22 protein-coding genes and 1 tRNA gene are annotated in these 25,484 nt (G+C 70.3%); 11 read left to right on the top strand and 12 right to left on the bottom strand.

What is annotated here, in order from left to right:
- Positions 1 to 7: 7 nt before the first annotated feature.
- Positions 8 to 1,036: a YdcF family protein gene (locus GGQ54_RS07970; protein ID WP_179444903.1), complete on the bottom strand. Its 1,029-nt coding sequence runs from the start codon at positions 1,034 to 1,036 to the stop codon at positions 8 to 10.
- 61 nt (positions 1,037 to 1,097) lie between these two features.
- On the opposite strand from GGQ54_RS07970, the gene GGQ54_RS07965 reads away from it, so the two are divergent.
- From GGQ54_RS07965 to GGQ54_RS07950, 4 genes are all read left to right on the top strand, one after another.
- Positions 1,098 to 1,649 (top strand): hypothetical protein, encoded by a 552-nt coding sequence (locus GGQ54_RS07965; protein ID WP_179444902.1) that lies wholly within the window; start codon positions 1,098 to 1,100, stop codon positions 1,647 to 1,649.
- A gap of 3 nt (positions 1,650 to 1,652) precedes the next feature.
- Positions 1,653 to 3,095: a dihydrolipoyl dehydrogenase family protein gene (locus tag GGQ54_RS07960; protein ID WP_179444901.1), complete on the top strand. Its 1,443-nt coding sequence runs from the start codon at positions 1,653 to 1,655 to the stop codon at positions 3,093 to 3,095.
- Between the two features lie 120 nt (positions 3,096 to 3,215).
- Positions 3,216 to 3,827 carry an RNA polymerase sigma factor gene (locus GGQ54_RS07955; protein WP_343045895.1) on the top strand — a complete coding sequence of 204 codons (612 nt, stop codon included), beginning with the start codon at positions 3,216 to 3,218 and terminating at the stop codon, positions 3,825 to 3,827.
- Positions 3,824 to 4,999, top strand: a complete 1,176-nt coding sequence (locus GGQ54_RS07950; RefSeq protein ID WP_179444900.1) for a DUF4352 domain-containing protein — start codon at positions 3,824 to 3,826, stop codon at positions 4,997 to 4,999. Before GGQ54_RS07955 ends, GGQ54_RS07950 begins: the two co-directional genes overlap by 4 nt.
- Before the next feature lie 182 nt (positions 5,000 to 5,181).
- Here the strand turns inward: GGQ54_RS07950 and GGQ54_RS07945 are convergent, their stop codons facing one another.
- The 5 genes from GGQ54_RS07945 to GGQ54_RS17365 all read right to left on the bottom strand — a co-directional run bounded on the left by GGQ54_RS07945 (position 5,182) and on the right by GGQ54_RS17365 (position 12,533).
- Positions 5,182 to 5,487: a hypothetical protein gene (locus GGQ54_RS07945; RefSeq protein WP_179444899.1), complete on the bottom strand. Its 306-nt coding sequence runs from the start codon at positions 5,485 to 5,487 to the stop codon at positions 5,182 to 5,184.
- A gap of 188 nt (positions 5,488 to 5,675) precedes the next feature.
- On the bottom strand, positions 5,676 to 6,173 hold the full coding sequence (locus GGQ54_RS07940; RefSeq protein ID WP_179444898.1) for a hypothetical protein: 498 nt from the start codon (positions 6,171 to 6,173) through the stop codon (positions 5,676 to 5,678).
- Positions 6,170 to 6,781 carry an RNA polymerase sigma factor SigM gene (sigM, locus tag GGQ54_RS07935; RefSeq protein ID WP_343045894.1) on the bottom strand — a complete coding sequence of 204 codons (612 nt, stop codon included), beginning with the start codon at positions 6,779 to 6,781 and terminating at the stop codon, positions 6,170 to 6,172. Before sigM ends, GGQ54_RS07940 begins: the two co-directional genes overlap by 4 nt.
- Positions 6,778 to 10,422, bottom strand: a complete 3,645-nt coding sequence (gene murJ / locus GGQ54_RS07930; RefSeq protein WP_179444897.1) for a murein biosynthesis integral membrane protein MurJ — start codon at positions 10,420 to 10,422, stop codon at positions 6,778 to 6,780. The genes sigM and murJ overlap by 4 nt, the downstream gene beginning before the upstream one ends.
- Positions 10,419 to 12,533: a DUF6049 family protein gene (locus tag GGQ54_RS17365; protein ID WP_179444896.1), complete on the bottom strand. Its 2,115-nt coding sequence runs from the start codon at positions 12,531 to 12,533 to the stop codon at positions 10,419 to 10,421. Before GGQ54_RS17365 ends, murJ begins: the two co-directional genes overlap by 4 nt.
- 281 nt (positions 12,534 to 12,814) lie before the next feature.
- On the opposite strand from GGQ54_RS17365, the gene GGQ54_RS07920 reads away from it, so the two are divergent.
- Both GGQ54_RS07920 and GGQ54_RS07915 read left to right on the top strand, forming a co-directional pair.
- Positions 12,815 to 14,281, top strand: coding sequence for a CCA tRNA nucleotidyltransferase (locus tag GGQ54_RS07920; RefSeq protein WP_179444895.1), 1,467 nt, complete (start codon positions 12,815 to 12,817; stop codon positions 14,279 to 14,281).
- Positions 14,282 to 14,347: 66 nt separating this feature from the next.
- Positions 14,348 to 14,420 (top strand) — tRNA-Ala (locus GGQ54_RS07915).
- Positions 14,421 to 14,585: 165 nt separating this feature from the next.
- Here the strand turns inward: GGQ54_RS07915 and GGQ54_RS07910 are convergent.
- Positions 14,586 to 16,145 carry an MFS transporter gene (locus GGQ54_RS07910; RefSeq protein ID WP_343045893.1) on the bottom strand — a complete coding sequence of 520 codons (1,560 nt, stop codon included), beginning with the start codon at positions 16,143 to 16,145 and terminating at the stop codon, positions 14,586 to 14,588.
- On the bottom strand, positions 16,142 to 16,978 hold the full coding sequence (locus GGQ54_RS07905) for an NAD(P)H-binding protein (RefSeq protein ID WP_179444894.1): 837 nt from the start codon (positions 16,976 to 16,978) through the stop codon (positions 16,142 to 16,144). Before GGQ54_RS07905 ends, GGQ54_RS07910 begins: the two co-directional genes overlap by 4 nt.
- Before the next feature lie 60 nt (positions 16,979 to 17,038).
- Here GGQ54_RS07905 and GGQ54_RS17615 point away from each other — a divergent pair, with 60 nt between their 5' ends.
- Positions 17,039 to 18,025: a cupin domain-containing protein gene (locus tag GGQ54_RS17615; protein WP_218843773.1), complete on the top strand. Its 987-nt coding sequence runs from the start codon at positions 17,039 to 17,041 to the stop codon at positions 18,023 to 18,025.
- 118 nt (positions 18,026 to 18,143) lie between these two features.
- Here GGQ54_RS17615 and GGQ54_RS07895 read toward each other — a convergent pair whose 3' ends face one another.
- A complete protein-coding gene (locus GGQ54_RS07895) occupies positions 18,144 to 19,583 on the bottom strand; it encodes an MFS transporter (protein WP_179444893.1) in 1,440 nt (479 codons plus the stop codon).
- A 137-nt stretch (positions 19,584 to 19,720) separates the two neighbouring features.
- Between GGQ54_RS07895 and GGQ54_RS07890 the strand changes: the two genes are divergently transcribed.
- Positions 19,721 to 20,353 carry a TetR family transcriptional regulator gene (locus GGQ54_RS07890; RefSeq protein ID WP_179444892.1) on the top strand — a complete coding sequence of 211 codons (633 nt, stop codon included), beginning with the start codon at positions 19,721 to 19,723 and terminating at the stop codon, positions 20,351 to 20,353.
- Between the two features lie 110 nt (positions 20,354 to 20,463).
- Here GGQ54_RS07890 and GGQ54_RS07885 read toward each other — a convergent pair whose 3' ends face one another.
- Entirely contained in the window at positions 20,464 to 21,738 is a 1,275-nt protein-coding gene (locus GGQ54_RS07885) for an NADH:flavin oxidoreductase/NADH oxidase family protein (protein WP_179444891.1), read from the bottom strand.
- Positions 21,739 to 21,803: 65 nt separating this feature from the next.
- On the opposite strand from GGQ54_RS07885, the gene GGQ54_RS17610 reads away from it, so the two are divergent.
- Both GGQ54_RS17610 and GGQ54_RS07875 read left to right on the top strand, forming a co-directional pair.
- Positions 21,804 to 22,382, top strand: coding sequence for a WHG domain-containing protein (locus GGQ54_RS17610; RefSeq protein WP_179444890.1), 579 nt, complete (start codon positions 21,804 to 21,806; stop codon positions 22,380 to 22,382).
- 106 nt (positions 22,383 to 22,488) lie between these two features.
- Positions 22,489 to 23,451 (top strand): alpha/beta hydrolase, encoded by a 963-nt coding sequence (locus GGQ54_RS07875; protein WP_179444889.1) that lies wholly within the window; start codon positions 22,489 to 22,491, stop codon positions 23,449 to 23,451.
- Between the two features lie 140 nt (positions 23,452 to 23,591).
- On the opposite strand, the gene GGQ54_RS07870 is transcribed toward GGQ54_RS07875, so the two are convergent.
- Complete coding sequence (locus tag GGQ54_RS07870; protein WP_179444888.1) at positions 23,592 to 24,206, bottom strand: TetR/AcrR family transcriptional regulator; 615 nt, start codon at positions 24,204 to 24,206, stop codon at positions 23,592 to 23,594.
- 81 nt (positions 24,207 to 24,287) lie between these two features.
- On the opposite strand from GGQ54_RS07870, the gene GGQ54_RS07865 reads away from it, so the two are divergent.
- A complete protein-coding gene (locus GGQ54_RS07865) occupies positions 24,288 to 25,058 on the top strand; it encodes an alpha/beta fold hydrolase (RefSeq protein ID WP_179444887.1) in 771 nt (256 codons plus the stop codon).
- Here GGQ54_RS07865 and arr read toward each other — a convergent pair.
- Positions 25,049 to 25,477: an NAD(+)--rifampin ADP-ribosyltransferase gene (gene arr, locus GGQ54_RS07860; protein WP_179444886.1), complete on the bottom strand. Its 429-nt coding sequence runs from the start codon at positions 25,475 to 25,477 to the stop codon at positions 25,049 to 25,051. The genes GGQ54_RS07865 and arr overlap by 10 nt on opposite strands.
- Positions 25,478 to 25,484 lie beyond the last annotated feature (7 nt).

Raw genomic sequence — 25,484 nt, 5'->3', positions numbered from 1 at the left:
TCCATGATCAATTGGGCTGGAAGCCGAGCGGCGACAGGCTGATGATCAACAGCCCGAAGACCCCCAGCGCCAGCGCGGCGATCACCACGGCGTGCAACAACCAGTTCTGCCGCAGCACCGCGACGAACTCGCGAAGATACGCCGACGGCAGGAAATAGCGGGCGGTGGGCGCACCGACCGCGTGGGTGTCGATCCGCAGCCGCCGGGCCTGCAGCGCGGTGCGGAAGGCGTGGTAGTCATTGGTCACGACCACCATCGTCCCGCCGGGCCGCAGCTCATCGACCAGTCGCCGCGAGAAGATCAGATTCTGCTCCGTCGTCGCGGCCGCCGTCTCCGGCACCACATCGGTCGACGGTACGCCGTGCGCGACCAGGTAGTTGCCCATCGCCGCGCCCTCCGGCTCGGACTCGTCCGAGCCCTGCCCGCCCGACGGCACCAGCAACGGCGCCGGATGCCCGGCCCCGAGCTGGGCGCGATAGATCTGTTCCGCGCGCGCCAGCCGGGCCGCCAGCAGCGGCGGCACCCGGCCGTTCACCACCCGCGAACCCAGCACCGCTATCGCGTCGATCTGCTTGCTGCGCAGGCTTCGCCGCGAATAGATGAACGAATAGGCCGCGAAGCAGACGAAGACGAAGGCCAGATAGCCGACCACGAGGATGATCAGGATTGCCAGGGCGGCCGTGATCGAACCCAGGGAGATCATGGCCAGGGTCACGCCGATCAGGACGAGCATCCCGACGCCGGTGACGAGCGACACCAGATTGCCCAGGGTCAGCCGCTCCTTGCGTACCATGATCAACCCGTTCACGATCAGGAACAGCGCGGCCGCGACCACCGCCACCGGTAGCACCAGGACGGCGGCCAGCACCAGCGCCGCGGCGACCTCGCTGGCGATCCCGACATCGCTGGAGGCGAGGGCGAGTACGCCGAACCCGGCCGCGAACACCGCGAACACCCCGATCCGGAGCTGCCGGGGGTCGACTCGCCACGACCAGATTGCGGCGATGGCGAAGGCCGCTGCGGGCACCCAGAACATGACACCCATCCTTGCAGGCGCCCGCCGAAGAACCGTCGGCCCGACGAACTAGGCTCCGCCCATGCGGATACCGACACCGTCCGATGTGGTCGGACTGGCGGCCCGGAGCGCGGAGAGCATCGGCGACGCCGCGACCGCCCTGCCGCGGCTGCTGGCGCTGCTGGACTCCGCCGAGGCGCTGATCCGGCGTACCGATGCGGTGATCGACCGGATCGAGCAGACCCAGGCCGGCGCCGATGCCCTGGTGGCCCGGACCGGCGCCGTGGTCGACCGCGCCGATGCGCTGACGGCGGCGATCGAGCCCAGCATCACACGCCTGCTCCCGGTGCTCGATCGGCTGGCCGAGACGACCGACGTTCGCGAGGTCGATGCGCTGGTCGGGCTCGTCGACCAGCTTCCCGAGCTCACCGACAGCCTGCGCACCGACGTCTTGCCGATCATGAAGACGCTCGGGTCCGTGGGCGACGATGTGCACGACCTGCTGCTGATCTCCGCGCGGTTGAGCGACATGCTGTCCCGGTTGCCCGGCATGGGACGGGTGCGCCGCAAGGTCGACGAGGAGTCCGACGACGAGGTGGTCGACCAGTTCCGGCAGCGGCGCGAGGAGGGCTGAGCCATGTCGGACGCCACCGACGAGTTCGACGTGATCGTGATCGGCGCCGGACCGACCGGTGAGAATGCGGCGCAGTACGCCATCGCGGGCTCCGACCGCACCGCCGCGCTGATCGAGTCCGAACTGGTCGGGGGAGAGTGCTCCTACTGGGCGTGCATGCCGAGCAAGGCCCTGCTGCTGCCGGGGGCGCTGGCCGACCGTGCCGGCGCGATGGGCGGGCTGGACGGCACCGAGCTCGACCCGGCCGGCGTGCTGGAGCGCCGCGATGCCTTCACCCGGCACTGGGACGATGCCTCCCAGGTCGCCTGGGCGACCGATGCGGGCATCGAGGTGATCCGCGGCGCCGGCCGGCTCACCGGCGAGCGCGAGGTCACCGTGGGCGAGCGCACGCTGCGGGCCCGGCACGCGGTCGTCCTGGCCACCGGGTCCGAGGCCGTCATCCCCGACATCCCCGGTCTGCGGGCGGCCAGGCCCTGGACCAACCGCGACGCCACCGCGCTGCGCGCCGTCCCCGGGACCGTGCTCGTCCTCGGCGGCGGCGTCGTCGCCTGCGAGGCCGCGACCTGGCTCGCCACCCTCGGCGCCGGCGTGATCATGGTCGTCCGCGGCCGCTCGCTGCTGCCCGCCGCCGAGCCGTTCGCCGGCGAGCGGGTCGCCGAGGCGCTGCGCCGCCGCGGCGTACAGATCCGGTTCGGCACCGAACTGACCGAGGTCACCCGCGACCTGCCGGCCGGCGCCGACCCCGCCCCCGGAGCACCGCGCGAGGCGCCCGCCACCTGCACCCTCAGCGACGGGACCGAGCTGATCGTCGACGAGATCGTCGTCGCCGCCGGCCGGCGGCCGCGTACCGATGACCTCGGCCTCGACGCCGCCGGCCTCCCGCCCGGCACGGGGATCGAGGTCGACGACCAGCTCCGGGTGCGCGGCGCGGAGGACTGGCTGTATGCCTGCGGCGACGTCAACGGTCGCGCCGCGCTCACCCATATGGGCAAGTACCAGGCCCGGGTCGCCGGCGACGTGATCGCCGCCCGCGCCGAGGGCCGCCCGCTCGAGGGCAGCCGGTACGCCGCGAGCGCCGACCACGGCCAGATCCCGCAGGTCGTCTTCACCGAGCCCGAGGTGGCGAGCGTCGGGCCGACCGCGGCGGCCGCCCGCGAGGCCGGTCACGACATCGCCGAGATCGAGCTCGACATCGCGGTCGCCGGTTCCTCGCTGGCCCGCGACGACTACGCCGGCCGCGCGAAGCTGGTCATCGACCGGGCGACCGACACGATCCTCGGCGCCACCTTCGTCGGGCCGGACATCGCCGAGCTGCTGCACGCGGCCACCATCGCCGTCGTCGGCAAGGTGCCGCTGGAGACCCTGTGGCACGCGGTCCCGGCGTACCCGACCGTGAGCGAGATCTGGCTGCGGCTGCTGGAGCGGGCCCGCGTCGATCGTGGTTGAGGGCTGAACGTGGTTGAGGGCCGAACGTGGTTGAGGACGGGGCGCCCCGGCGGAACTCCTGGCCCGTGCCCGGACTCCTCACCGACAGAGCCCGCCGCCGCGGGCAGGAGGGGTTGATCGGTGAGGGGTGAGGAGACCGCCGGGTCCAACGCGCCGGCCGGCGCCGAACCGACCGACGCCGACCTGTGGGTACGCCTGCGCGCGGGTGACGAGTACGCCTTCCGGACGCTGTTCGGTCGGCACAACAAGGCCGTCTACAACTTCGCGTTCCGGCACTCGGCGTCCTGGTCGATGGCCGAGGACGTGACCCAGGCGACGTTCACCACCTTGTGGCGGCGCGCGTGCGAGGGCACGGTCGACGACCTGCACCTGGAGTCGGCGCGGCCGGTGTTGTTGTCGATGGCCCGCAACGAGGCGAGCAACGCGCTCCGTTCGGCCAAACGCCATCTGCGGCTGGTCGACAGGGTCGAGTCCGTCACGCCGAAGGGCACCGACAACACCGAGCGCTGGCTGGCCGAGGAGAAGGAGATGGGCCACATCAACGACGTGCTGGGCCGCATCCCCGACAACCAGCGCGCCGTGATCGAGCTGGTCGCCTGGGCCGGGCTGGAGATGAGCGAGGTGGCGCAGGTGCTCGGCGTACCGGTCGGCACCGTCAAATCGCGCCTGAACAGGGCGCGCAGCAAGCTCGCAACCACCGAGATCGCACAGCTCCTGGGAGGTGTCGGATGAGGCCGCAGTTGCCCCCCGAGCGCGACCTGCCCGGCGCCGACCGGATGCTGACGGCGATCCTCGCCGGCGATGCCGAGGCCGAGGCGGCCGACGAGCTGGCGCGCCGCAGGCGCCGACGGATCACCGTCGCGGCGGCGATCGCCGCCTGCCTGGCGCTGATCGGCGTGGCCGTCGGCGTGCTCGCCTTTCCCCGGCAGCCACCGGTCGCCGACCCGCTGCCGGCGCCCACGACGGCCCAGTTGCCCGCGCCGACCGAGGGCCAGCTTCCCTCCGGTACCCCCACCCCGAGCGCCTCGCCCTCCCCGGTCGAGCCCGCGCCGACCGCCAGCCGTAGCAGGGTCCCGGCGCCGTCGCCGGGCGCCACCGACGACGCCGGGTCCACCGAAACGCCGCCGCCCCCGCCCGCCAATGCCGGGGTGACCCGCTACAACGCGCCGTTCGGGCAGCCGGTACGCGGCGATCAGATCGCGGTCACCATGGAACAGATGGGCCAGGACGAGCAGGCCGGCGAGACCTCGTTCACGATCATCGTCCGGATCGAGGCGATCGGCGACCAGGATGTCACGCTCAGCGCCGACTCCTGGAGCGTCAACACCACCGATCGCCTCGGGGTCGGGACCGTGTCCGGATTCGGCATCGTGGAACGCACCCTGCGACCCGGCGAGGTGACCACCGGTTCGGTGTCCTTCGACGCCCAGGTCGACCAGGTGCATGCGGTGCACTTCGACGACTCCCGCGGCAACAAGTTCTCCTGGGCCTACGGGCCCCAGGCCCTGACCGATCTCGACGACCTCGACTTCTCGACGGTCGACGGCGCGGCCCGGATCGCGTTCGTCAACGGCCAGCGCGAGACCGCCGGCGAGTCCGACGTGGCCGACGCGGTCGTGACTGTCTGCGCGACCGACGAGCGATCGCTGAGCTATGGCTACTCCGACTTCTCCTTCGGCACCGCCTCCGGCGAGCGCCTGCCCGCAGGCAGCGGCCTGCCCGACCGGGGCGCGTCGATCGCGAATCAGCCGGGCAACGACATCCCACTGATGCCGGACTCGATGGAGCTCGGACCGGGCGACTGCTACCTGGGCTGGGTCTTCGTGAAGAGCCGCGACGAGGTCACCGAGCTGGTCTACCGCTCGCGCAACGGCGGTTCGATCCGGTTCCCGATCGAGGGCTGAGCGACCCCCGGGGAACCCGCCGGGCCCTGCTGGAATCTCTCAGCAAGGAACCGGCCCCGGGGAGGTGATGCAGATGGCGCGGCCACAACTGCCACCCGCCCGGGACCTGCCGGATCCCGTCGCCATGCTGGCCCGCATCCTGCGCGCCGGCGTACCCCCACCGGCGCCGCCGGCCGCGTGAGTCAGTCGCTGTGGCGGGCGCGGTTCTGCGCGGCGACGCGGTGTCGCGCCTCCGCGGAGAAGTCCTTGCGCTCGCTCGCGGGATTCTGGCCGAAGGTCCCGAGGTCGGTACGCTTCGCCGCCGCCCGCAGCGCCGCCGCCCGGGCCGCGGCGCTCTCGCCGGCCTCCGCGGCTGCCGCCTCGGCGGCCAGGACCGCCTCCAGCCGGTCTGCCACCTCCCGCGGCATCGGCAGCTCCGCCTCGGCCGCGAGCAGCTCGGCGACCGCGTCGAGCTCGTCCGAGGACGGCTGCGGGCGGGGCTCAGGCACGACTGCTCCTCACGAAACGGGCTGACCAACGGCTGGCTGCTGGCGACGGACTGGTGGGCGGGTGGGAAACACCGGACCGGGCAGACCCCGGCCACCGGCCCTGCGACGCACGGCGACGGTCCAACGGTTCCCCCCGATCCTCCATGCTTCCCCGAACTCCCATCCTGACACGCGACCCAAGCCGGCCCTCACCCGTCCTCGGGGCCGCCCGGACCGGCCGGGTCGAGCTGGCCGCGGTCGGCGAGCAGCCGACGGGTCCGCGTCGAGCGCTTGTCGAGCTCGGCGGCCGGGGCGTACTCGTCGAGCCAGCGAAACAGCGCGGAGTGCCCCCGGCGTACCTCCGACGACGGCACCAGCAGCCGGCGCCCGTCGACGGTCCGCAGCAGATGATTCGGGCTGCGTCCGTTCGGCAGCTCGCGGACCGCGACGATCTCGGCACCTGCGACCTCCTTGCCGCCGACGGGGGAATGTACGCGGATCGTCGCACCGTCAAGGGTCACCGTCGTCCGGGCCTGGACCCACTTGAAGGCCGCATAGAGCGCGGCCAGCACGACCACCACGATCGCCGCCTGCCACCAACCGGGCAGCCGACCGTAGGCCAGTACGCCGATCGTCACGGCCGCCAGGATGACGATCCCCGCGATCGGCGGGCGATGGTCCTTGCGGGCCTCCAACACCTGCTTCACGGCTCGGCCCGCAGGTGGGCCAGCAGCGGCACGAGCCGCGCCCGGCCGCGGGCGCACCGGCTCTTCACCGTGCCCGGGGCGCAGCCCAGGATGGTCGCGGCCTCGCCCACGGTGTAGCCCTCCATGTCGACCAGGATCAGCGCGGCCCGCTGGTCCGGATTCAGTCGGCTCAGGGCGTCCACGACGACGGTACGCAGTTCGGTACCCCCGGCCGGGTCGTCGGACTCCGGGCCGGCGAGCCGGACATTCTTGTCGAGATCGTCGGGCAGCGGGTCGGCGCGGCGTACCTTGTTGCGGCGGATCCGGTCCAGGCAGGCGTTCACCACGATCCGGTGCAGCCAGGTGGTGACGCGCGCCTCGCCGCGGTAGCCGTCCGCGCGGCGGAATGCCGAGATCAGTGCCTCCTGCAGCGCGTCGGCGGCCTCATCCGGGTCGCGCATGGTCCGCAGCGCGATCGCCCACAGCCGGTCGCGGTGGCGGGCGAAGAGCACCCCGAACGCGGCGTGCTCGCCGGCCACATGGGCGGCCAGCAGCTCGGCATCGGAGCGCGGATCGGTGGCGGCCGGGGGCGCGGCCGGGCGCAGCCTCGCGATCGGCGTACCGCTCACCCAGTGACCTCCACCTCGTAGATGCTCCCGCGGAAGTTCTCGCCGTCGGGTGGCAACTTCGTCAGATAGACGAGCAGGTACCGGCTCGTCACGGCGGGTTCGACGCGCAGCGTTGCCGCGGCCGGCGCGTCGTCCTGGGAGGCCACGGTACGCCAGTCGCCGTCGCTGCGCATCGGTGGTTCTTCGGGGTTCTCGGCCTTGGGCACCCGCAGCTCGACGTCGGTGCCGCCGTCGGAGAGCCGCAGCGCCACCTCCGCGACGCTGCGCGGTTCGCCCAGATCGAGCACCAGGCCCACGCCGCGCTTGGCGCCGCCGAGGCGGGGGTTGTTGTAGTAGTTCAGCGTCCGCCAGGCCGTCTCCGGGTCGCCGTCGATGGCATTGGGCACCTGATCGGGATTCTCGGTGCCGTCATCGCCCTGGGGATCGAAGTCGCGGGCGGCGACGATCTCGACGGCCTGCGGGGTGCTCGGGGCGGCGCTGGGGGTTGCCGAGGGGCCGCCGTCGGCCGACTGGGGCGCGGTGCCGCCGCCGAAAATCCGGGCCAGCGCGATGATCAGCACGAAGAGCAGCGCGAGCAGCGCCGGGACCACGATCCGGGCCCACCGGCCGCGACCCGTCCCGGCCGGTGTCGCGGGCGCGTCGACGCTGGACCGCGCGCGGTCGGCGGGGACGGCCGGCTGGGTGATCGTCGGGGTGTCGTCCTCGGCCAGGCTGGTCCGGTGGGCTTGGTTCGGGTGGGCTGGGTTCGGGTGAGCCGGGCTCGGATGGGCCGGGCTCGGGTGAGCTGGGCTGGTTGCCGGCGCCGGCCCGAACTCCGGGCCGGGAGGTGCGAGGGGTCCGTAACCCTCGTCGGCCTCCGGCGCGAGACCGGGCTGCCAGGCGCCGCGGCGTACCCGCCGTTCAAGGTCCGGCGCGCCGTCGGCGCCGGCAAGAACCTTGGTCAGCTCGGCGGCGACGGTGGCGGCATCGCCGATCGGCATCATCCGCTGGCGCGGCGTCGGGTTCAGCATCCGGTCGGTGAGCTGGTCCAGCACCGGAGAGACGCCGGCGCGGACCTGACGCGGGGTCAACCAGTGCCCGCCGGCCGACGGCGCCTGGCCGAGGCCGTAGGCCGGCCCGCCCGGCCAACGGCACAGCAACATCGCATAGAGCATCCGGCCCAGATCGTGCACGTCGCGCCGCTGCGGATCCAGATCGGCGGTGTCGGGCTCGGTGTGCGGATCCTCTGGCTGCAGCCCCGCCTCCAGCAACAGCCCGGCGATCTTGATGTTGCCGGTCGGGGTGATGATCACGGTGTCGGGGTTGATCCGCTCGTGGCCGATGCCGTGCGCGTGCACGCCGGCCAGCGCATCGGCCAACTCCCGCAACAACCAGGCCGCCTCGACGGCGGTCAGCGGCCCGTCGACGAGCAGTTCCTGCAGCGTCGTGCCGTCGACATGCTCGGTGACCACATAGGCGATCGCGGCGTCACCGAGCGGGGCCGACTCGACGATGTCCAGGACCCGCAGGAACCGGGAGTCGGTCGCGATCGCGCCGCTCCGGGCCGCGTGCAGCGCCTGCGCGGTCGCCGTCTCGCCGGCCGGCAGCAGATGCACCACGACCCGGCGGCCGAGGATGGCGTCCCAGGCCTCCCAGGTCTGCGAGCGCTCCCGGCGTACCACCGGGCGCTCCAGCCGGTAGCGTCCGCCCAGCTCGTCGCCCGCATGGGCGGTGATCGGATGCTCGTCCTCGGCGGTGTCGTCCAGCGGGCCGGCGGCGTACTGCGGGGCATCGGGTACGCCGAAGCTGCCCGGCTGCAGGGGCCGCTCCGGGCGCAGCACCGTGCCGGCGCGCTGGTCGACCGGCGGCACGTCGGCGGTGATCCGCGGCATCAGCACCGTCTTCGGGTCGTCCATCACCGGCTCCGGCGCGAAGATCTCGGTGATCGCCTCGTCCTGGGCGTCGAGCTCGGCCGCCCCGGTGGCCTCGGCCTTCTCCGCGGTCGCGGTGGCCGGGGTCGGGCGGCCGCGGCGGCGTACCGTCGCAATGATGTCGGTCACCTCGCGCACGTGTAGCAGGCGGGCCAGCCCGACGAAGACCGCCAGGCCGGCCAGCCCGCCGCCGACGACGGTCGCGGCGACGATCAGGAACGAGTCGTAGTGATCACGCGCCAGCCAACTGATCCCGAACGCGACCGCGCCCGCGGGCAGCGCGCACACGGTGACCCGGACCAGGTGGCGGATCAGGTCGGTCGCCGACAAGCCGGGCAGCCGCTTGTGCAGGTTGTGCCAGGAGATGATCATGCCGAAGACGTAGGACAGGGAGTACGCCAGGGTCACCCCGGGCGCCAGCCAGGCCGGGCCCGCCCACGGGGTGAAGGTGAAGCCGACCGCGAGGACCACGTTGACGGCGATGATCGCGATCTGCTGCAGGGCGGGGGTGCGGGTGTCCTCCAGCGCGTAGTATAGGCGCAGGCAGAGGTACTGGATGGTGAACGGAATGATCCCGACGCAGGCGGCGAGCAGCGTCCAGGCGGTGAACTGGAAGTCGCGGATGCCGGCGCCGTTGCCGAACAGCACCCGGGCGATCGGGAAGGCCAGGGCGGCGAAGGCGATCGTCGCCGGCAGCAGCACGGTGGTGGCCAGCTTCTGGGTCCGCATGCCCTCCGCGGCGACGCCGGCCAGGTCGTGTTCGGCGGCCAGCCGGGAGACCATCGGCAGCATCGCCGTCGCCAGCGACACCGTGATCATCGAGTGCGGCACCTGCCAGATCAACCGGGCGTTCTGGAACACCGTGTTTCCGGCGCCCTCGCCGCCGAGGGTCGTCGCGCCCGAGGTGATGTTGGTCGAGACCATCAGCCCGATCTGGCTGACGGTCATGTAGAGCAGCGTCCACACCGCGAGCCGGAACACGTGGCCGAGGCCCGCGCCGCGCCAGTCGAAGCGCGGCCGCAGCCGCAGCCCGGTGCCGCGCACGTAGGGGATCATCGCTGCGGCCTGCAGCACCACCCCGGCCAGGCCACCCAGCCCCAGCGTGATCGCCTGCGCGGTGCTGAACGTCTCGGTCGGCGACGCCGGGTGCCCCCAGACAACGAGATAGACCGCCAGCACGCCGATCGAGACGACGTTGTTGACGATCGGCGCCCACATCATCGGGCCGAACTTGCCCCGCGCGTTCAACACCTGGCCGAGCACCACATAGATCCCGTAGAAGAAGATCTGCGGCATGATCAGGTAGGCGATGATCAGCATCGAACGCCAGTCTGCGGCGAGTTCTGGGGTACGCCACTCCGGCGCCGTGTAGGGGATCATCACCAGCGGGGTGGCCAGGGTGATGATCAGCGTCGCCCCGCCCAGCACGGTCAGGATCGCGGTGATCATCCGGCTGACGAAGGCCGAGCCGCCGTCGGCATCGTTCTTGATCGCTCGCACGATCTGCGGCACCAGCACGGTGTTCAGCACGCCGCCGGCGATCAGGAAGTAGATCGCATTGGAGACCGAGAAGCCGAGGTTGTAGATCTCCGCCTGCCGGGTGCCGTTGCCGAAGATGAACGCCAGCAGCGCCACCCGGATGAAGCCGAGGATCCGGGAGATCAGGGTGCCGGCCGCCATCACCGCCGTGGCGGAGACGAGCGACCGATTGCGCGCGGTGTCCGGACTCACGGGCCGACCCTCGCATCGGCCGGGTGGCGGCCGGTGCCGGTGGCCCGGTCGCCGCGCCTGCTGCCGCGGCCCTCCCGGCGTACCTGTCGGATGCGGAGCAGCGTCGAGACGGCGAGCACCACCCCCGAGATCGCCACAATGACCCAGCCGACCGCGCCGAGCTGGGTGGCCTCGACATCGATCTTGACGCCGTTGCCGATCCGCCGGCCGTCGGGGGTGACCAGGTGGCCGGTGACGCCGACGGTGCCGTTGCCGGCCGCCTCGGGCGAGAGGGTGACGGTGGTCGACTCCCCGCCGCCGACCACGACATCGCGGACCGGCGGCACCTTGAGGCGGGCGGCGTTCTCGGAGTCGAAGACCACCGAGACCCGCAGCGACTCGGGCAGCGCGTTGGCGATCGTGACCGGGAACTGGCCCTGCTGGTTGCTCATCGTCACCCGGGACTGGGCGCGCAGGCTGAGCGAGCGGCCGGCGAAGAAGTCGGCCAGTTCGCGGCGAATCGGGTCGAGATAGCCGTCGCGGGCCTCGGCGGCGCCGCGCCAGGTCGCGCTCGCGCCGCGGACCAGGACGGCGTCGAACTGCGGGCGGGCGCGGTCGGGGTCGAGCCAGGCCCCGAGATAGGAGCCGACGTCGCCGCGCAGTTCGGCCAGGGCGCCGAGCTGCTCGTCGGACAGGGTCGGGGCGTCGGGCTCGCGGAAGGTTCCGTTCCACTCCTGGGGATCGGAGTCGAGCAGGCCGGTCAGGGTGAGCCGCTCGACCCACGGCGCGTCGGATGCCGCGTCGGCGGCGGCCTCGTCGGGCTGGGTGATCAGGCGGACCGTGCCGCCGCCGCCGACCTGGGAGATCGCATCGACCAGCGATTCGCCGAGCAGGCGCTGGCGCTGGTGCAGCGGCCGGACGCCGTCGGCCGGCAGCGGTCCGCCGGTGTAGGCGAGCGGGTCGTAGCGCACCAGCGGCGCCGGCGAGGCCGGCTGGGCGGCGAGCAGCCGGTGGGCGCTGTCGGCATTCGAGGTGAGAACGGCCGTCGGCCCGAACGGGCGTACCGCCTCCAGCGTGCGCTGGTCGAGCTCGCCGTCGCCGCCCCAGGCGAGCAGCGGCAGGTCGCCGAGCTCGGAGGCCTCGCCGAGGCGCGCGGACTGGTCGATCAGCCAGGGATCGTCGGTACGCGTGGCGGCCCGCAGGTCGAGGGTCGCATAGGGCAGCCGGAATCCGGCGGAGCGGTCGAGCCGTTCGAACTGGGTCAGCCAGCGGCGGGCGAGCTCGGCGCCGCCGCCGTCGGTCAGCGTGCCGTCGGCCTCGCGTACCCGGTAGCCGGCCGCCATCGCCGACAGCTCCTCGTGCAGCGACGGGTCGATCGCCCAGCTCATCCCGGGGCGTCCGGCGGCGGCGAGCAGGGCGGTGAGCCGGCCGCCCCGGGCCAGTTCGGTGGCGAGATGGTCGTCGGCGAAGACACCGGGGGTGAGCATCGACGGCTGGCTGGTCAGCGCGACGACGGAGGTGATCTTGGTCCGGGTCGGTGGTGCGTCGGAGGCGGCCGGCAGCGGGAGGAACAGGCGGGTCCGGCCGGGCACCGAGGTGGGGCCGTTGTCCACCTGGCCGAGCACGTCGACGCCGGTGAGATAGACCCCGCCCCGGCGCGGGAAGTCGAGATCGGCGATCTTGGCGGTGACCGTGAAGTCGAGCTTCTCGCCGGGCTGCATCGGCCCGCGGTCGAGGGTCACGTTCTGGAAGGCGCCGTCGATGGGTACGCGATCGCCGGTCGGGGTCGCCTCGCCGGCGAGCACCTCGTCGAGCGATGTGCGGTTGGTCAGCGGTGCCTGGTTGCGCCACAGGTAGGCCCGGACGTTGGCGATCGGGTCGTCGGAGGTATTGGTCAGCGTGCCCTTGATCGTCAGCTCCCCGTCCCGGCTCGGCACCGCCGGCTCGAAGGAGGTGAGGTCGACCCGGATCGGGCGGGGCGGCTCCTGGGCCCCGGCCGGGGGAGGGGGGCCGGCGAGTGTGGCGAGGATCCCGAGGACGAGGGCGGCGAGAAGCGCGGTGGTGGCTCGGGGGGCGGGGGTCGTTCGACCGCGTGCGGGCGGGCAGGCCGCTGGCGACGTCGGTCCGATCACCCCGCCATCCTAGGAGCCGGTACGCCGTCCGCCGGCCAGCCGAGCCGGGCGTACCCCCGATCCGCGAGCCGAACCGGCAGCCGGTGGCCGAACCGGCTCCCGGTGGCCGAACCGGCTCCCGAGGGCGTACCCGATCTGGGAGGGCGTACTCAATCCGCGAGCCGAACCGGCATGCGCGAGTGTTGCAACGTCCGCGGCTGCCGATTGGGTTCGCGTATTGGCTTGGGGTGCGGGATTCGGCCCAGCGCGGGGGCAGGCATGAGCGGCTAGAGTGGCCCGTCGTGCCAGACCTGTCCGAGGCCCAGGCGAATGCCGTGGTCGAGCTGCTCCGGATCGCGCCCGTGGTGGGCCGGCTGGGCGAGGCGTTCGCGGCGGCGGGGCACGAGCTCTATCTGGTCGGCGGCAGCGTCCGCGACGCGCTGCTGGGCCGGCTCGGCAACGACCTGGATTTCACCACCGACGCCCGGCCGGACGACATCGAGGCCCTCCTCTCCGACTTCACCGCCGGGGTACGCGGGGCGGCGGTCTGGGCGATCGGCAAGGAGTTCGGCACGATCGGCGCCCGCGTACCCGCCGGCAAGAACCAGCCGGACTGGGTGATCGAGATCACCACGTTCCGCTCCGACGTCTATCGGCCCGAGTCGCGCAAGCCCGAGGTGGCATTCGGCGACACCCTCGATGGCGATCTCGTCCGGCGCGACTTCACGGTCAATGCGATGGCGATCAAGATCGGCGAGGACAGCTTCGTGGACCCCTACGGCGGTCTCGGTGATCTTGCCCAGGGGGTATTGCGCACGCCCGGTACGCCCGAGCAGTCCTTCTCCGACGATCCGCTGCGGATGATGCGGGCGGCGCGGTTTGCCTCGCAGCTTCGGATGCGGCCGGCACCGGAGGTGCTCGCGGCGATGGCGGCGATGGCCGACCGGATCGAGATCATTTCGGCAGAGCGGGTACGCGATGAGCTGTCCAAGCTGTTGCTGACCGATGCCCCGCGCGCGGGCCTGGCGATGCTGGTGGCGAGCGGGCTCGCTGATCACGTGTTGCCGGAGCTGCCGGCGATGCGACTCGAGCTGGACGAGCACCATCGGCACAAGGACGTCTTCGAGCACTCGCTGGTGGTCCTGGAGCAGGCGATTGATCTTGAACGCCGGCGCGGTCACGAGCCCGAGCTGGTGAACCGGCTCGCCGCGCTGCTGCACGACATCGGCAAGCCGGCGACCCGGCGGTTCGTCGGCGAGAACAAGGTCACCTTCCATCATCACGATGTGGTCGGGGCGAAGCTGGTACGCAAGCGGCTGAAGGCGTTGCGGTTTCCCGGCGATGTGACCGACGCCGTGAGCAAGTTGGTCGAGCTGCACCTGCGTTTCCATGGTTATGGTGACGGACAGTGGACGGACTCGGCGGTACGCCGCTACGTCCGCGACGCCGGTGATCAACTCGAACGGCTGCACATCCTCACCCGCGCCGACTCGACCACGCGGAACCGGCGCAAGGCCGAGCGGTTGCGCCGCTCCTACGATGATCTTGAGGATCGGATCGACCGGCTGGCCGAGGAGGAGGAGCTCGACGCGCTTCGGCCCGAGCTGAACGGTGATCAGATCATGGAGATCCTTGGTCTGTCGCCGGGGCGCGAGGTCGGTGAGGCGTACCGGTATCTGCTGGAGCTGCGGATCGAGGGCGGTCCCATCGGCGAGGACGCCGCCCGTGAGGAGCTGCTGCGCTGGTGGGCCGGCCGGGCCGGGGCGTGACGCTCGCGGCTTTGCCGCCGGTTCGCGTGCTCGCATAGACTGTGCCGTCGGCCTGATCGGCCGCCCGGGGCCATGGCGCAATTGGTAGCGCACCTGCTTTGCAAGCAGGGGGTTAGGGGTTCGAGTCCCCTTGGCTCCACAATTTCAGACGTAGTGGAACTCCGGTAGTTGCACGCTGCTGTGGTGCCCTGGCCTGTACGAGGTCTTCTCGGGAACTTTGTCATTCATGGTGTTGGTGCCTTCTGTTGGAAGGTTGTGCATCTGCGCCACGGGCATGACGACCTGACCTTCGCGAATGCCGGGGTTAGTCACTGCGGGTCGGGTGCCTTGGGTTGGATCGAGTGAATTTGGGCGGATATTTCCGCTGTCGAGTCAGGATCGGCATCGCCACGGTCAGTAGTGCGATCGTGATCGCGGCGATGATTGCAGTCGTGTTGAGTCCGGCCGTGAATGCGTTGTGGGCTGATTCGATGAGTGCTGTCGCGGTTGTTTCTGAAACCTGTTGCGCTGTATCGGTAGCGCCGGAGAGGCTTTCCCGGCTGGTTTGCTGTGCTGGAGTGGAAAGGTGATCTGGTAGGACGATCTGGCGGCGGTAGATGATGCTGCTCAGACTTCCGAGGATCGCGACGCCAAAGGAGATTCCGAGTTCGGTGCTGGTTTCGGACATAGATGCTGCTGATCCGGCCTTCTCTGGTGGAACCGTGTTGACCACGATGTCTGCGCCGAGTGCGGATATGGGTCCACTTCCGAAGAAGACCAGTGCGATGCCGGTAGCGACGAGCGCGATGCCGGTATCTGCCCGTGCGAGGGCAAGGAGAATGTAGCCAGCGACGGCGACGAGGAGTCCACCTGCAACAACAGTGCCGGCACCAAACCGGGTTGCCAGGCGGGGTGCGGCGAGGGCTCCGATGATGCTGGCGATACCGGTCGGGATAAGCCAGAGACCGGCGTGCAGCGGGGAGAGCCCCTGGACGAGTTGGAGGTACTGGCTGGCGAGGAGATACAGGCCGCCGCCCGCGGCGGTGCTGATCAGTATCGCGAGCAGCGTGGTGGTGAATGCCCGGTTCTGGAAGAGCCTGATGTTGATCAGAGGCTCATCGACCGTGAGCTGCCGTCGCACGAAAACGACTCCGACCGCGGCTCCGGCAGCCAAAGCGATGATGGATTCGGGAGCGTATCCGTGACTGGCTACCTGCTTGAACCCGTAAACGAGGGGAAGGATCGTGGCCAGGCAGAGTCCGACGCTAAGCAGATCCAGGCGCCCGGCTCGCTCATCGCGGTACTCGGGGAGTACGAACGGGGCGGCAGCGAGCATGAGAGTCATCACCGGAACGGCGAGGAGAAACACTGAGCCCCACCAGAAGGATTCCAGGAGCAGCCCGCCGATGACCGGGCCGAGCGCCATTCCAGACATGAAGCAGGAGATCCAGATGGATATTGCTGCGGTTCGTTGGCGTGGGACGGTGAACATGTTGGTGATCAGTGCCAACGTGGAGGGCATCAGGGTCGCCCCGGCGACCCCCAGCAGGGCGCGTGCGGCAATGAGGATGGGTGCGCTGGGTGCAAAGGCGGCCGCAAGAGAGGCGAGGGCGAAGACGATCCCGCCGATCATGAGGAGTTTGCGGCGGCCGATACGGTCGCCGAGCGTTCCCATGGTGATGAGGAATCCGGCGATCATGAAGCCGTAGATATCGATGATCCAGAGTTGCTCGGTGCTACTCGCCCTGAGATCGACCGTCATCGCGGGTGCGGCCAGGTAGAGCACGCTCATGTCGAGCGCGAGAACCAGAGTCGGTAGTGCGAGGACGGTCAGCCCCATCCACTGGCGGATTCCGGCTCCCGGTGGGGTGGTTTGCGTGGTCACTGGGCCGCCCACGCTCCGGATGCGGCCGCGGCGCGGACGTACTCGGTGAAGTCGCGGGGCTCCCGTCCGAGGGCGCGTTGCACTCCGTCGGAGACTCGTGCATCGTTGCCGCTACGGATGAAGTCGCTCATCGCGACACTGCCCTCGGCGCCTTCCGGTGAGTAGTACCGTTCGGTGAGGAAAGCCCGGTACTCCTCGGCTGTCGCGGCATACGCACGGATCGGACGCCCCAACTCGATCGCGATGATCTCGACAGCTTCGGCGATTGTGATCGCTCGGGGCCCGGTCAGCTCATACTCCTTGCCGTGATGATGGTCCTGCGTCAACGCTGCGGCGGCGACAGCGGCGATGTCTTCCGCGTCGATGAAGGGATGCGCGCCGTCACCGGTGCCGAAGACGAGTTCCCCCTCCTTGACGCCATCGGCCAGAAACGGTTCCTCACTGAAGTTCTGCGCGAACCAGACCGGGCGCAGGATTGTCCATTCGGCCCCTGAGCCGCGCACGACCTCCTCGCGTGCGAGCCCTTCGGCATAACCGGTGTCCGCCCACTCGCGTGCCGACAGCAACACGAGTCGCCGCACCCCCGACCCGACAGCACGTAGCGCAAATGACGCGAGCCGATCAGTGCCGCCGGGCGACTCGTCAGGGACGATATAGACCGCAGAGGCGTCGGACAATGCTTCACCCCAAGACGCCTCGTCGGCCCAGTCGAACCGCGTAGGCCCACGCCGCGAGGCTGCCTTCACCCGGTAATCACTAGCCTCAAGCTGATGGGCGAGGCGGCGCCCGGTCTTACCAGTGCCCCCGAGTACGGTGATCGATTCTGCGTTCATACCTCCCATTACAGAGCGAATCGACGAGACGATGAATATCTCTAGCACTCTCTTCGATGCGTGATCGTCTACGATGTGAGGGTGGACGCGTTAACCTCGATGCTCGATCACCTGCGTTCTTCCGGCGCGCTGGTCGGAACGAACATCCTCACACCACCGTGGGCGATCCGGTTCGAAGACACTGCACCACTCACGATCATCTCGATGATTCGAGGTGAATCCTGGCTCATCCCCGCCACCGTCGGCCCCGGAGACGACGGATCGCCTGTGCGCTTGCTCCGTGGTGACCTCGCCGTGATCAGCGGTCACGCACCCTTCACCGTCACGAGCGATCCTGAGGCTGGGATCGAACCGCTCTATGTCCTGAACGATCCCACCACCTGCACTGACGGCTCCGGCCGAGTACTCGACCCTGGTGAACTCATGCTGGGCGTACGCAGTTGCGGCGCACGCCTGGATGGCGAACACGCGATGCTGGCCGCGACCTACCGCACCACCGGAGCAGCCGCCGAACGGGTTCTGTCCGCGTTGCCGCGCCTTGTCCTGGTTCCGCAAAGTGGCCAATCCACGCCGCTGAGGCTGATCGAAGATGAGATCGCCCGAGACCAGCCAGGACAACAAGCAGTTCTCGACCGCCTCCTTGACCTGCTCCTCGTCGCGACCCTGCGTGATTGGTTCGCGCTCCCCGAAACCGACACCCCCGCTTGGTATCGAGCGATGAGCGATCCAGTCGTCGGGCCAACTCTGCGCGCCATTCACGACCGTCCGTCCGCGCCGTGGACGGTCGAAACCCTCGCCCGAGAAGCCAACGTCTCTCGGGCGGCATACGCGCGCCGATTCGCCGGCCTGCTCAATGAAGCGCCCATCGCGTACCTCACCGGATGGCGTCTCTGCCTCGCAGCCGATCTACTCCGCGATACCGACGACACCGTCGAGAGTGTCGCTCGTCAGGTGGGCTACGCCAACGCCTTCGCTCTCAGCGCCGCTTTCGCACGCCAGTTCGGTCACCGGCCAACTGAACACAGACGCCTCGCCAACGGGGCCTGACGCGCGCCCGGGGTCGCAGCATCGAAGGATCGGTTGTTCTCGACGTGGAGTTCGTCGTCTTCGTCGATGTCGACCTTGCCGAAGAAGACCTGGTTGCACAGGCGCTGGTTGCCGCGCGTCAGGCCGGTGCCTTCTCACGGTGGGGCGGGATCAAGGTGAGCGTGGCGAGGAGGGCAACTGCGGCGATCGCGCTGCTGGTCCAGAACGCGGCGCTCATCCCGGAGGCGATCAGTTCGGCGCTGGCCGGTTCGCCGGTTCCCACGGTGCCTGCGTAGACGGCGGTCAGGATGGCGACACCGAGGGAGGCGCCGATCATCATGGTGGCTTGCAGGAGGCCGGACGCGGCTCCGGAGATCTCCGGGTCGACGGTGGACATGATGGTGACGTTGAAGGGTACGACGACCAGGCCGAGGCCGGCACCGGCCAGCAGCAGCGGGCCGAAGACTCCTGCCCAGAAGGTGGTCGTCGCCGAAAGCTGGGTCAGCCACAAGGTGCTGGCCAGGAGCAAGGCGATCCCGATCGCCGCGGTGGTTCGCGGCCCGAATCTCCGGAGTGGCCTGGCCGCGTTCTGCGCGGTGATCAGCATGCCCGCAGCCATCGGCAGGAACGCCAGTCCCGCGAACAGCGGGTTGAATCCGATGACCTCCTGGAGGAACTGCACGACCAGGAACTGCATGCTCAGCGTCACCATCGGCACCAACAGGATGCCGAGGTAGCCTCCGGCTCGGGAGCGGTCGGCGAACAGTGTCAGCGGCATGATCGGGTGGGCCGCGTGGCGTTCGACCAGCACGAAGGCGATCACCGCCGCGACGCCGGCGGCCAGCGAAACGAGGGTGAACGGGTCGGTCCAACCGTGCTCGGCGGCGCGGGCGAGCCCGAACACGATGCCGGTGGCAGCCAGGGCTGACGTGAGCGCGCCCATCAGGTCGAACTTGCCGGGGTGGCGGGGCGATTCCACGACGTGTCGGGGCGCGAGCAGGACCACGAGCACGCCGATCGGCACGTTGATCAGGAGCGTCCATCGCCAGGACAGCGTCGTGGTGATGAGCCCGCCGAGCAGCAGACCGAGCGTCATCGCCGCGGCCGTCACCGAGGAGTAGATCGCCAGTGCCCGGGTCTGCGCGGCTCCCTGGAACGTGGTGATGATCAGGGCGAGCGTGCTCGGGCCGGCGAGCGCGGCCCCCAAGCCCTGCGCGACACGCGCGACGATCAGCCATTCCTGGCTCTGCGCCAGGCCACCCAACAAGGACGCGGCCGTGAACACGACCGTTCCCACCACGAACACGCGGCGTCGGCCGAGGATGTCTCCGGCACGCCCGCCGAGCAGGAGCAGCCCGCCGAACGCGAGCAGGAAAGCGTTGGGAACCCAGGACAGGCCCGCGGGAGAGAAGCCCAAGCCCTCCCGGATGGCGGGGAGGGCGATGTTCAGCACGGTGCCGTCGAGCATCAGCACCAGCTCGCAGCCGACCAGTACCGCCAGCGTCACCGTTCCCGCCCACCCCAATCGCGTGCCGTGTGCCTCGGACTCCGTGTCGCTGGGGGCTGGCGTGTTCGACATGGTTCCTCCTGCAGGGCTACCGTCAAATGCGAACGTTCCCAGATAAGGAACGGTGCCGTTCACTATAATGAGCGTGCCAGCGGTGTGCAACCAAGAACCTGCCCGGCGGCAGGCGTGTGAAGGACGGAGGAGCCACGATGTCCGCACCGGTTCAGAGCCGCCGTCGCGGAGAGCGCCTACGTCGCGCGATCTTCGAGGCTGTCTTCGACCAGCTCGGCAAGGTCGGGTACGCGCGGCTGAGCATGGAGGGTGTCGCTGCCGCCGCCGAGACCGGCAAGGCGGCGCTCTATCGGCGCTGGGACAGCAAGGATGAGCTGGTACGCGACGCGCTGCAAGAACTGTTGCCGGAGCCTCCGCAGATCGCCGAGAGCACCGGGCTCCGTGCCGGCCTGATCGAGCTGCTGTCCTATTTCAACTCGACGCTGTTCGACTCCAAAGGCACAGCGTTCCAGGCGGTCGCGGCCGAGAGTGGCACGGACGTGGCAATCCTCCGCGAGGTCTTCCGCTCCCGGGTCACGCTGCCCTGTCAGGAGCGCATCACCGAACTCCTGCACCGCCACCTCGCGGCATCCGGCAGCACCATGAGCCCCCAGTTCGACGCAGAGACGTTCGCCGCCGTCGGCCCAGCCATGCTGACCTACCACTGCATCAACGGCCACGACAAGAGCACCCTCGGCGAGATCGAATCCATCATCGACAAGACGCTCCTGCCCCTCATCCGCGACGGCGCGACGCAGCCCAACAACGACGAAGGGTCCATTGAGGACTGAGCCCTGGCTCGGATCATCCGGGCGGGTTCGCGTGGTACTCGAGAACGTGTTGGAGAGCGGAGACGATTGCGGCGCGCTGGGCCGATCACGCCGCACAGATCATCAACTGATCAAGATCGGCCGACGACCTCGGCGGGCCCGCCCCACCCGGTACGCGCGCGCAGCCACCTCGCGTACCGCCGGCCGGCCCGCGCCTGGCGGACCAGCTCGATCCCGAGAGCGCGCCGGGGGCAGACGCCCGGTCGGGTGCCGCGTCCGGCACCGACCCGCCGCAACTGATAGCGGATCCGGGCCATCCCGGCCGCGGAGGCGAGCGGCTTGTCCTTGATCCTCACCGGCGCCAGCTCCACCGCGGCCTGTCGCTCGGCGCGCGCCCACCTGCGCGGCAGGTCGGGGTCCACTGCGAGCGCGGACCCGATCCCGACGACGGCGATCCCGTCCGCAAGCACCTGCTCGGCGACCGGCAGCCGGACGATCCCGCCGGTCAGCATCAGCGGCAGCGGGGAGGTCGCGGCGAGGCGGGCCGCGAGTTCGAGGAAGTACGCCTCGCGCGCGATCGTGCGCTGATCGGCGGAGTTGCCCGTCATCGCCGGGCTCTCATAACTGCCGCCGGAAAGCTCGACCAGGTCCACGCCCAACGGCGCGAGCAGATCGATCACGGCGCGGGCGTCGTCGGCATCGAAGCCGCCGCGCTGGAAGTCGGCGGAGTTGAGCTTGACCGCGACGGCGAAGTCCGGGCGTACCGCGGCGCGGATCTCGCGCGCGATGTCGGTGAGCAGCCGGGCCCGGTTGATCAAGGTCCCGCCCCACTCGTCGGTACGCCGGTTCGTCAACGGGGACAGGAATTGCGACAGCAGGTAGCCATGCGCGGCATGGATCTCCACGCCGTCGAAGCCGGCCTCCTGCGCGCGTACCGCCGAGATCACGAATCGCTCGACGGTCTCCGCGATCTGGGCCGCCGTCATCGCGACCGGTTCGGCGAACAGCCGGCTGTTGCGCCCCACGTCGACGCGCACGGCCGAGGGCGCCCAGGCGACGCCGGGCAGGTTCGCGCGCACCTGGCGCCCGGGATGGTTGAGCTGCATCCAGACGCGCGAGCCGCCGCTCTTCGCCGCCCGCGCCCACTGCGCGAAGGGTTCCAGCGGCGAGCGCGCGTCGAGCACGACGCCGGCCGGGCCGGTCATCGCGGCGTCGTGCACCATCACGTTCCCGGTGATCAACAGCCCGGCGCCGCCGGCGCTCCACCGGCGATAGAGCTCGATCAGCTCGCGCCCCGGGAGCTGCCCGGGCGCGGCCATGTTCTCCTCCATCGCCGCCTTCGCGATGCGATTCGGCAGCGTGGCGCCGCCGGCCAGATCGAGCGGCGAGAACAGCGGGGATGTCATGGCGTACCTCCGGGAACTGCGGTATGTTTACGTTGCTCACATCAGCATAGGAGGCGAAGTTAGCAGTGTCAACATCGGCGCGTGGCGCCTACCACCACGGCGATCTCCGCGCCGCGCTCGTCCAGGCCGCACGCGAGCTCCTGGAGGCCGGCGAACCCTTCTCGCTGCGCGCCGTGGCTCGCCGGGCCGGGGTCTCGCCGACCGCGCCGTACCGGCATTTCGCCGATCGCGACGCGCTCGAATCGGCGGTGGCCGGGGAGGGTTTCACCGATCTCTACGGCGAGCTCGCGGGGCTGTCGACCGGCGCGGGGGCCGACGATGTCGCACGCTTCGCGGTGGCGTATGTGAACTTTGCCCTGGCCCGGCCGGCCGTGTTCCGGTTGATGTTCGGCAACGAGTGCGACGACGAGAACGACGAGCGGGTGCGCGCGTCTGGCGCGTTGAACGAACTCCTCATCGAGGGGGTACGCCAACGCTTCCCGAAGGCCGATGCGCCCGCGCTCGCCACGGCGCTCTGGTCGCTCGCCCACGGGCTGGCCTTCCTGCACCTGGACGGCAAGTTCGCTCCGAGGCCGGCGTCGGCCGTGGAGGAACGGGTACGCGCGGCGGTCGCCGCGGTGCTCTCCCCAGCCGCTTCCCGCTAGCGGTTGACACTGCTCACATCGCTTCCTACGCTGATGTGAACAGCGCAAACATCGCCGGCGCCGAGACGCCAACCCGGCCGGAATCGTCACCAGGAAAGGAAGAATCATGACCGCCAATCCGCATGACATCGCCCTGCAGCCGGAGGCGCAGGCCTTCGTCGAGGCTACCTCGGAGCCCCCGTTCCTCTATCAGCTCCCGCCGGAGGAGGGCCGCAAGGCCGTCGACGAGGTGCAGGACGAGGAGATCTTCAAGCCCGAGGTCGACGAGGAGTGGATCGATGTCGAGGGCGGCCCGACCGGCAAGGTGCCGACGCGGATCCTCCGGCCGAAGGGCGCGACGGGCAAGCTTCCCGTGATCCTCTACACCCACGGCGCCGGCTGGGTCTTCGGCGACGCGCACACCCACGACCGGCTGGTTCGTGATCTTGCCGTCGGCACCGGCGCGGCCGTGGTGTTTCCCGAGTACGTCCGCGCACCCGACGCCAAGTATCCGTCCCAGAACGAGCAGTCCTACGCGGTCGCCCAGTGGATCGTCGCCAACGGGGCGGATCATGATCTTGATCCCGAGCGCGTGGCGATCTCCGGGGATTCCGTCGGCGGCAACATGGCCATCGCGCTGAACCTGATGGGCAACGAGCGCGGCGACGTCTCCTTCCGCGGCGCGGCGTTGTTCTACCCGGTGACGAATGCCGCCTTCGACACCGAGTCCTACGAGAAGTTCGCCGAGGGCTACTTCCTCGCCCGCGACGGGATGAAGTGGTTCTGGGACCAGTACACGACCGATGAGGACCAGCGCGCGGAGATCACCGCATCCCCGCTGCGGGCCACGGAGGAGCAGGTCGCGTTCTTCCCGCCCACCTTGATCATCACCGCCGAGGCCGACGTGCTCCGCGACGAGGGCGAGGCCTTCGCCGCGAAGCTTCGCCGGGCCGGGGTTGAGGTCACCCAGGTTCGCTACGGCGGGATCATCCACGATTTCGTGATGGTGAACTCGATGCACGACACCCCGCAGTCCAAGGCCGCCGTCGCCCAGGCCGTCGCGCACCTGAAGGCGGTTCTGGCGGACTGATCCCGCCGGTCGGGCCGAGCGCGCGGCGCGGTGCGCCTGTTCACGGCCGATCGGGCGCACTTTCCTAACTCTCGGCGGGACGGCTGGCGCCGCCGACCCCGCCGTTGCGCGATGCGCGCCGGGCCCGCACGTCGCGGGAGTCAGGAAAGTGCGGAACTGCCGCCCTGATCCGGCCAGGCCCGCATGGCGAGGTTGATGATCTTGTGCAGATCCGCGCGCGGCGTACCGGCATTGGACTGATTCGACAGGCCCTCCCAGACGGTACGCACCCACTCGGCGAGCAGCGCCGCATCGATACCGGGATCGAGCCGACCGGCCGCCTGGTCCTGGGCGATCCGCTCGGTGAGGATGCCGGCCAGTGCGCGCTGGTGATCATCGAGGGTCTTGCGGACGTCAATGGTGTCGGTGCCACCGTGGATCGCGGCACTGACCACCAGGCACGTCATCGGCCGGTCCGGGTCGGTGAACTCGTCGGCCGAATCACGCAGGATCCGCTCGGCGGCCTCGCGAGCCGTTTCGCTCCTGACGGCCTCGATGTAGATCGCGGTGTAGCGCTGCATGTACGCCTGCACGGCCTCGGCGAACAGCGACAACTTGTCGCCGAAGGCCGCATAGAGGCTGGACATCGAGATCCCCATCGCCGCCGTGAGATCGGCGAGCGATGTCCCGTCGTAGCCGCGCGCCCAGAACAGCCGCGTCGCGGCCAGCAGTGCGGCCTCTCGGTCGAAGCCGCGCGGCCGTCCTCGCGTACCCATGCCCGGATTCTAGTTGCCTTGCTCCAGAATTCGCTCTAGCCTCGATATCAGGAGCAGGCGCTCCAGAAAGGTCGAGCAGCGATGGATTCACGGGAGATCGAGCGGGACGGCGTGCGGCTGCACGGACTGTGGCGGCCGGGCGAGGGCGTACCGATCGTCATCGTGCCCGGCGTGATGGCCGACGCGCGGGCCTTCGTCCCGGTCGCCGACGCGATGGGCCGGACCGCGCCCGTGCTGATCCTCGACCGGCGCGGGCGTGCCCCGAGCGGCCCGTTGGGGGAGGGGTACGCCGTGAGCACCGAGGTGGCCGACCTCCGGGCATGGCTGGACGAACTCGGCACGCCGGCCGACCTGGTCGGCTGGAGCTACGGCGCGACGATCGCCATCGAAGTCGCCGCGCTCGATGATCGCGTCCGTCGGGTGATCGGCTACGAGCCGGTGCTCGGCCCGTTCGGGGCGGACGCGCTACCGGCCCTGCGCGCCGCGGACCCCGACGCCCGGGTGGAGATCATCAATCGCGACGTGTCGGGCTTCTCCGCCGAGCATGTCGCCGCACTGCGCGCCGGGCCGGCCTGGGCGCAGCTGCGACGGCTGGCCGAGCCGCTGGCCGCCGAACTCGTTGCGCTGAACGCCTTCGAGCCCGATCCGGCGTGGCAGCGGGTGCCCGTCGCACTGATCCTCGGGGAGCAGAACCGAGGCCATCACCCGTACGGCCCGGCCTTCGATCGCGTCGCCGCCCGCCTGCCGCGCTCGACCACCACGCTGCTTCCGGACCAGGGCCACCTCGCCCATGTCGACGACCCGGTCGCACTCGGCACCATGATCGGGACGCTGCTCGATGATCAGTCGTAGATCACGTCCTCGCCGCGTTTCCGCAGCTCGGCCAGCCCGTCGCGCATGGCCTGCACCTGCTCGGGGGAGTGCCCGACCCAGTCGGTGAGCTCGCCGACGACGCGCACCGGCTGGCGCGTGCGGTAGGACCGCGTCGGGTTGCCCGGGAACTTCTTGTCGGTGACGTTCGGATCGTCCTCCAGGTCGCCGTCCGCCTCGACCAGGTAGATCCGACCGCGACCCGCGCCGCGCGCCAGCTCCGCGCCCCAGGTCGCCGCATCCAGGGTCGCGGTGACATAGACATGGTTCATCACCCGGCCGCTCTCGAAATTGGACTCGCGCCCGGGCACCAGCGCGTCACCGACCGCCAGATTGGCCTTCGTGCCGTGCAGGAGCACGCCCTCGCGATAGACCTCGAACGGTCGCGGCGCCTCAGCCATGATCAGC

This window comes from Naumannella cuiyingiana (assembly GCF_013408305.1).
Lineage (GTDB): Bacteria > Actinomycetota > Actinomycetes > Propionibacteriales > Propionibacteriaceae > Naumannella > Naumannella cuiyingiana.
Note: the sequence above shows the minus strand (reverse complement) of the source record. Positions and strands in the feature narration are given on the sequence as shown.

What these genes read in the sequence shown, in the direction of transcription:
- GGQ54_RS07970 (WP_179444903.1), bottom strand. Translation starts at nt 1,036, where the DNA reads ATGTTCTGGGTGCCCGCAGCGGCCTTCGCCATCGCCGCAATCTGGTCG.
- GGQ54_RS07875 (WP_179444889.1), top strand. Translation starts at nt 22,489, where the DNA reads ATGACCGCCAATCCGCATGACATCGCCCTGCAGCCGGAGGCGCAGGCC.
- GGQ54_RS07895 (WP_179444893.1), bottom strand. Translation starts at nt 19,583, where the DNA reads ATGTCGAACACGCCAGCCCCCAGCGACACGGAGTCCGAGGCACACGGC.
- GGQ54_RS07960 (WP_179444901.1), top strand. Translation starts at nt 1,653, where the DNA reads ATGTCGGACGCCACCGACGAGTTCGACGTGATCGTGATCGGCGCCGGA.
- arr (WP_179444886.1), bottom strand. Translation starts at nt 25,477, where the DNA reads ATGGCTGAGGCGCCGCGACCGTTCGAGGTCTATCGCGAGGGCGTGCTC.
- GGQ54_RS07870 (WP_179444888.1), bottom strand. Translation starts at nt 24,206, where the DNA reads ATGGGTACGCGAGGACGGCCGCGCGGCTTCGACCGAGAGGCCGCACTG.
- GGQ54_RS07865 (WP_179444887.1), top strand. Translation starts at nt 24,288, where the DNA reads ATGGATTCACGGGAGATCGAGCGGGACGGCGTGCGGCTGCACGGACTG.
- GGQ54_RS07950 (WP_179444900.1), top strand. Translation starts at nt 3,824, where the DNA reads ATGAGGCCGCAGTTGCCCCCCGAGCGCGACCTGCCCGGCGCCGACCGG.
- GGQ54_RS07905 (WP_179444894.1), bottom strand. Translation starts at nt 16,978, where the DNA reads ATGAACGCAGAATCGATCACCGTACTCGGGGGCACTGGTAAGACCGGG.
- GGQ54_RS07885 (WP_179444891.1), bottom strand. Translation starts at nt 21,738, where the DNA reads ATGACATCCCCGCTGTTCTCGCCGCTCGATCTGGCCGGCGGCGCCACG.
- GGQ54_RS07890 (WP_179444892.1), top strand. Translation starts at nt 19,721, where the DNA reads ATGTCCGCACCGGTTCAGAGCCGCCGTCGCGGAGAGCGCCTACGTCGC.
- GGQ54_RS07965 (WP_179444902.1), top strand. Translation starts at nt 1,098, where the DNA reads ATGCGGATACCGACACCGTCCGATGTGGTCGGACTGGCGGCCCGGAGC.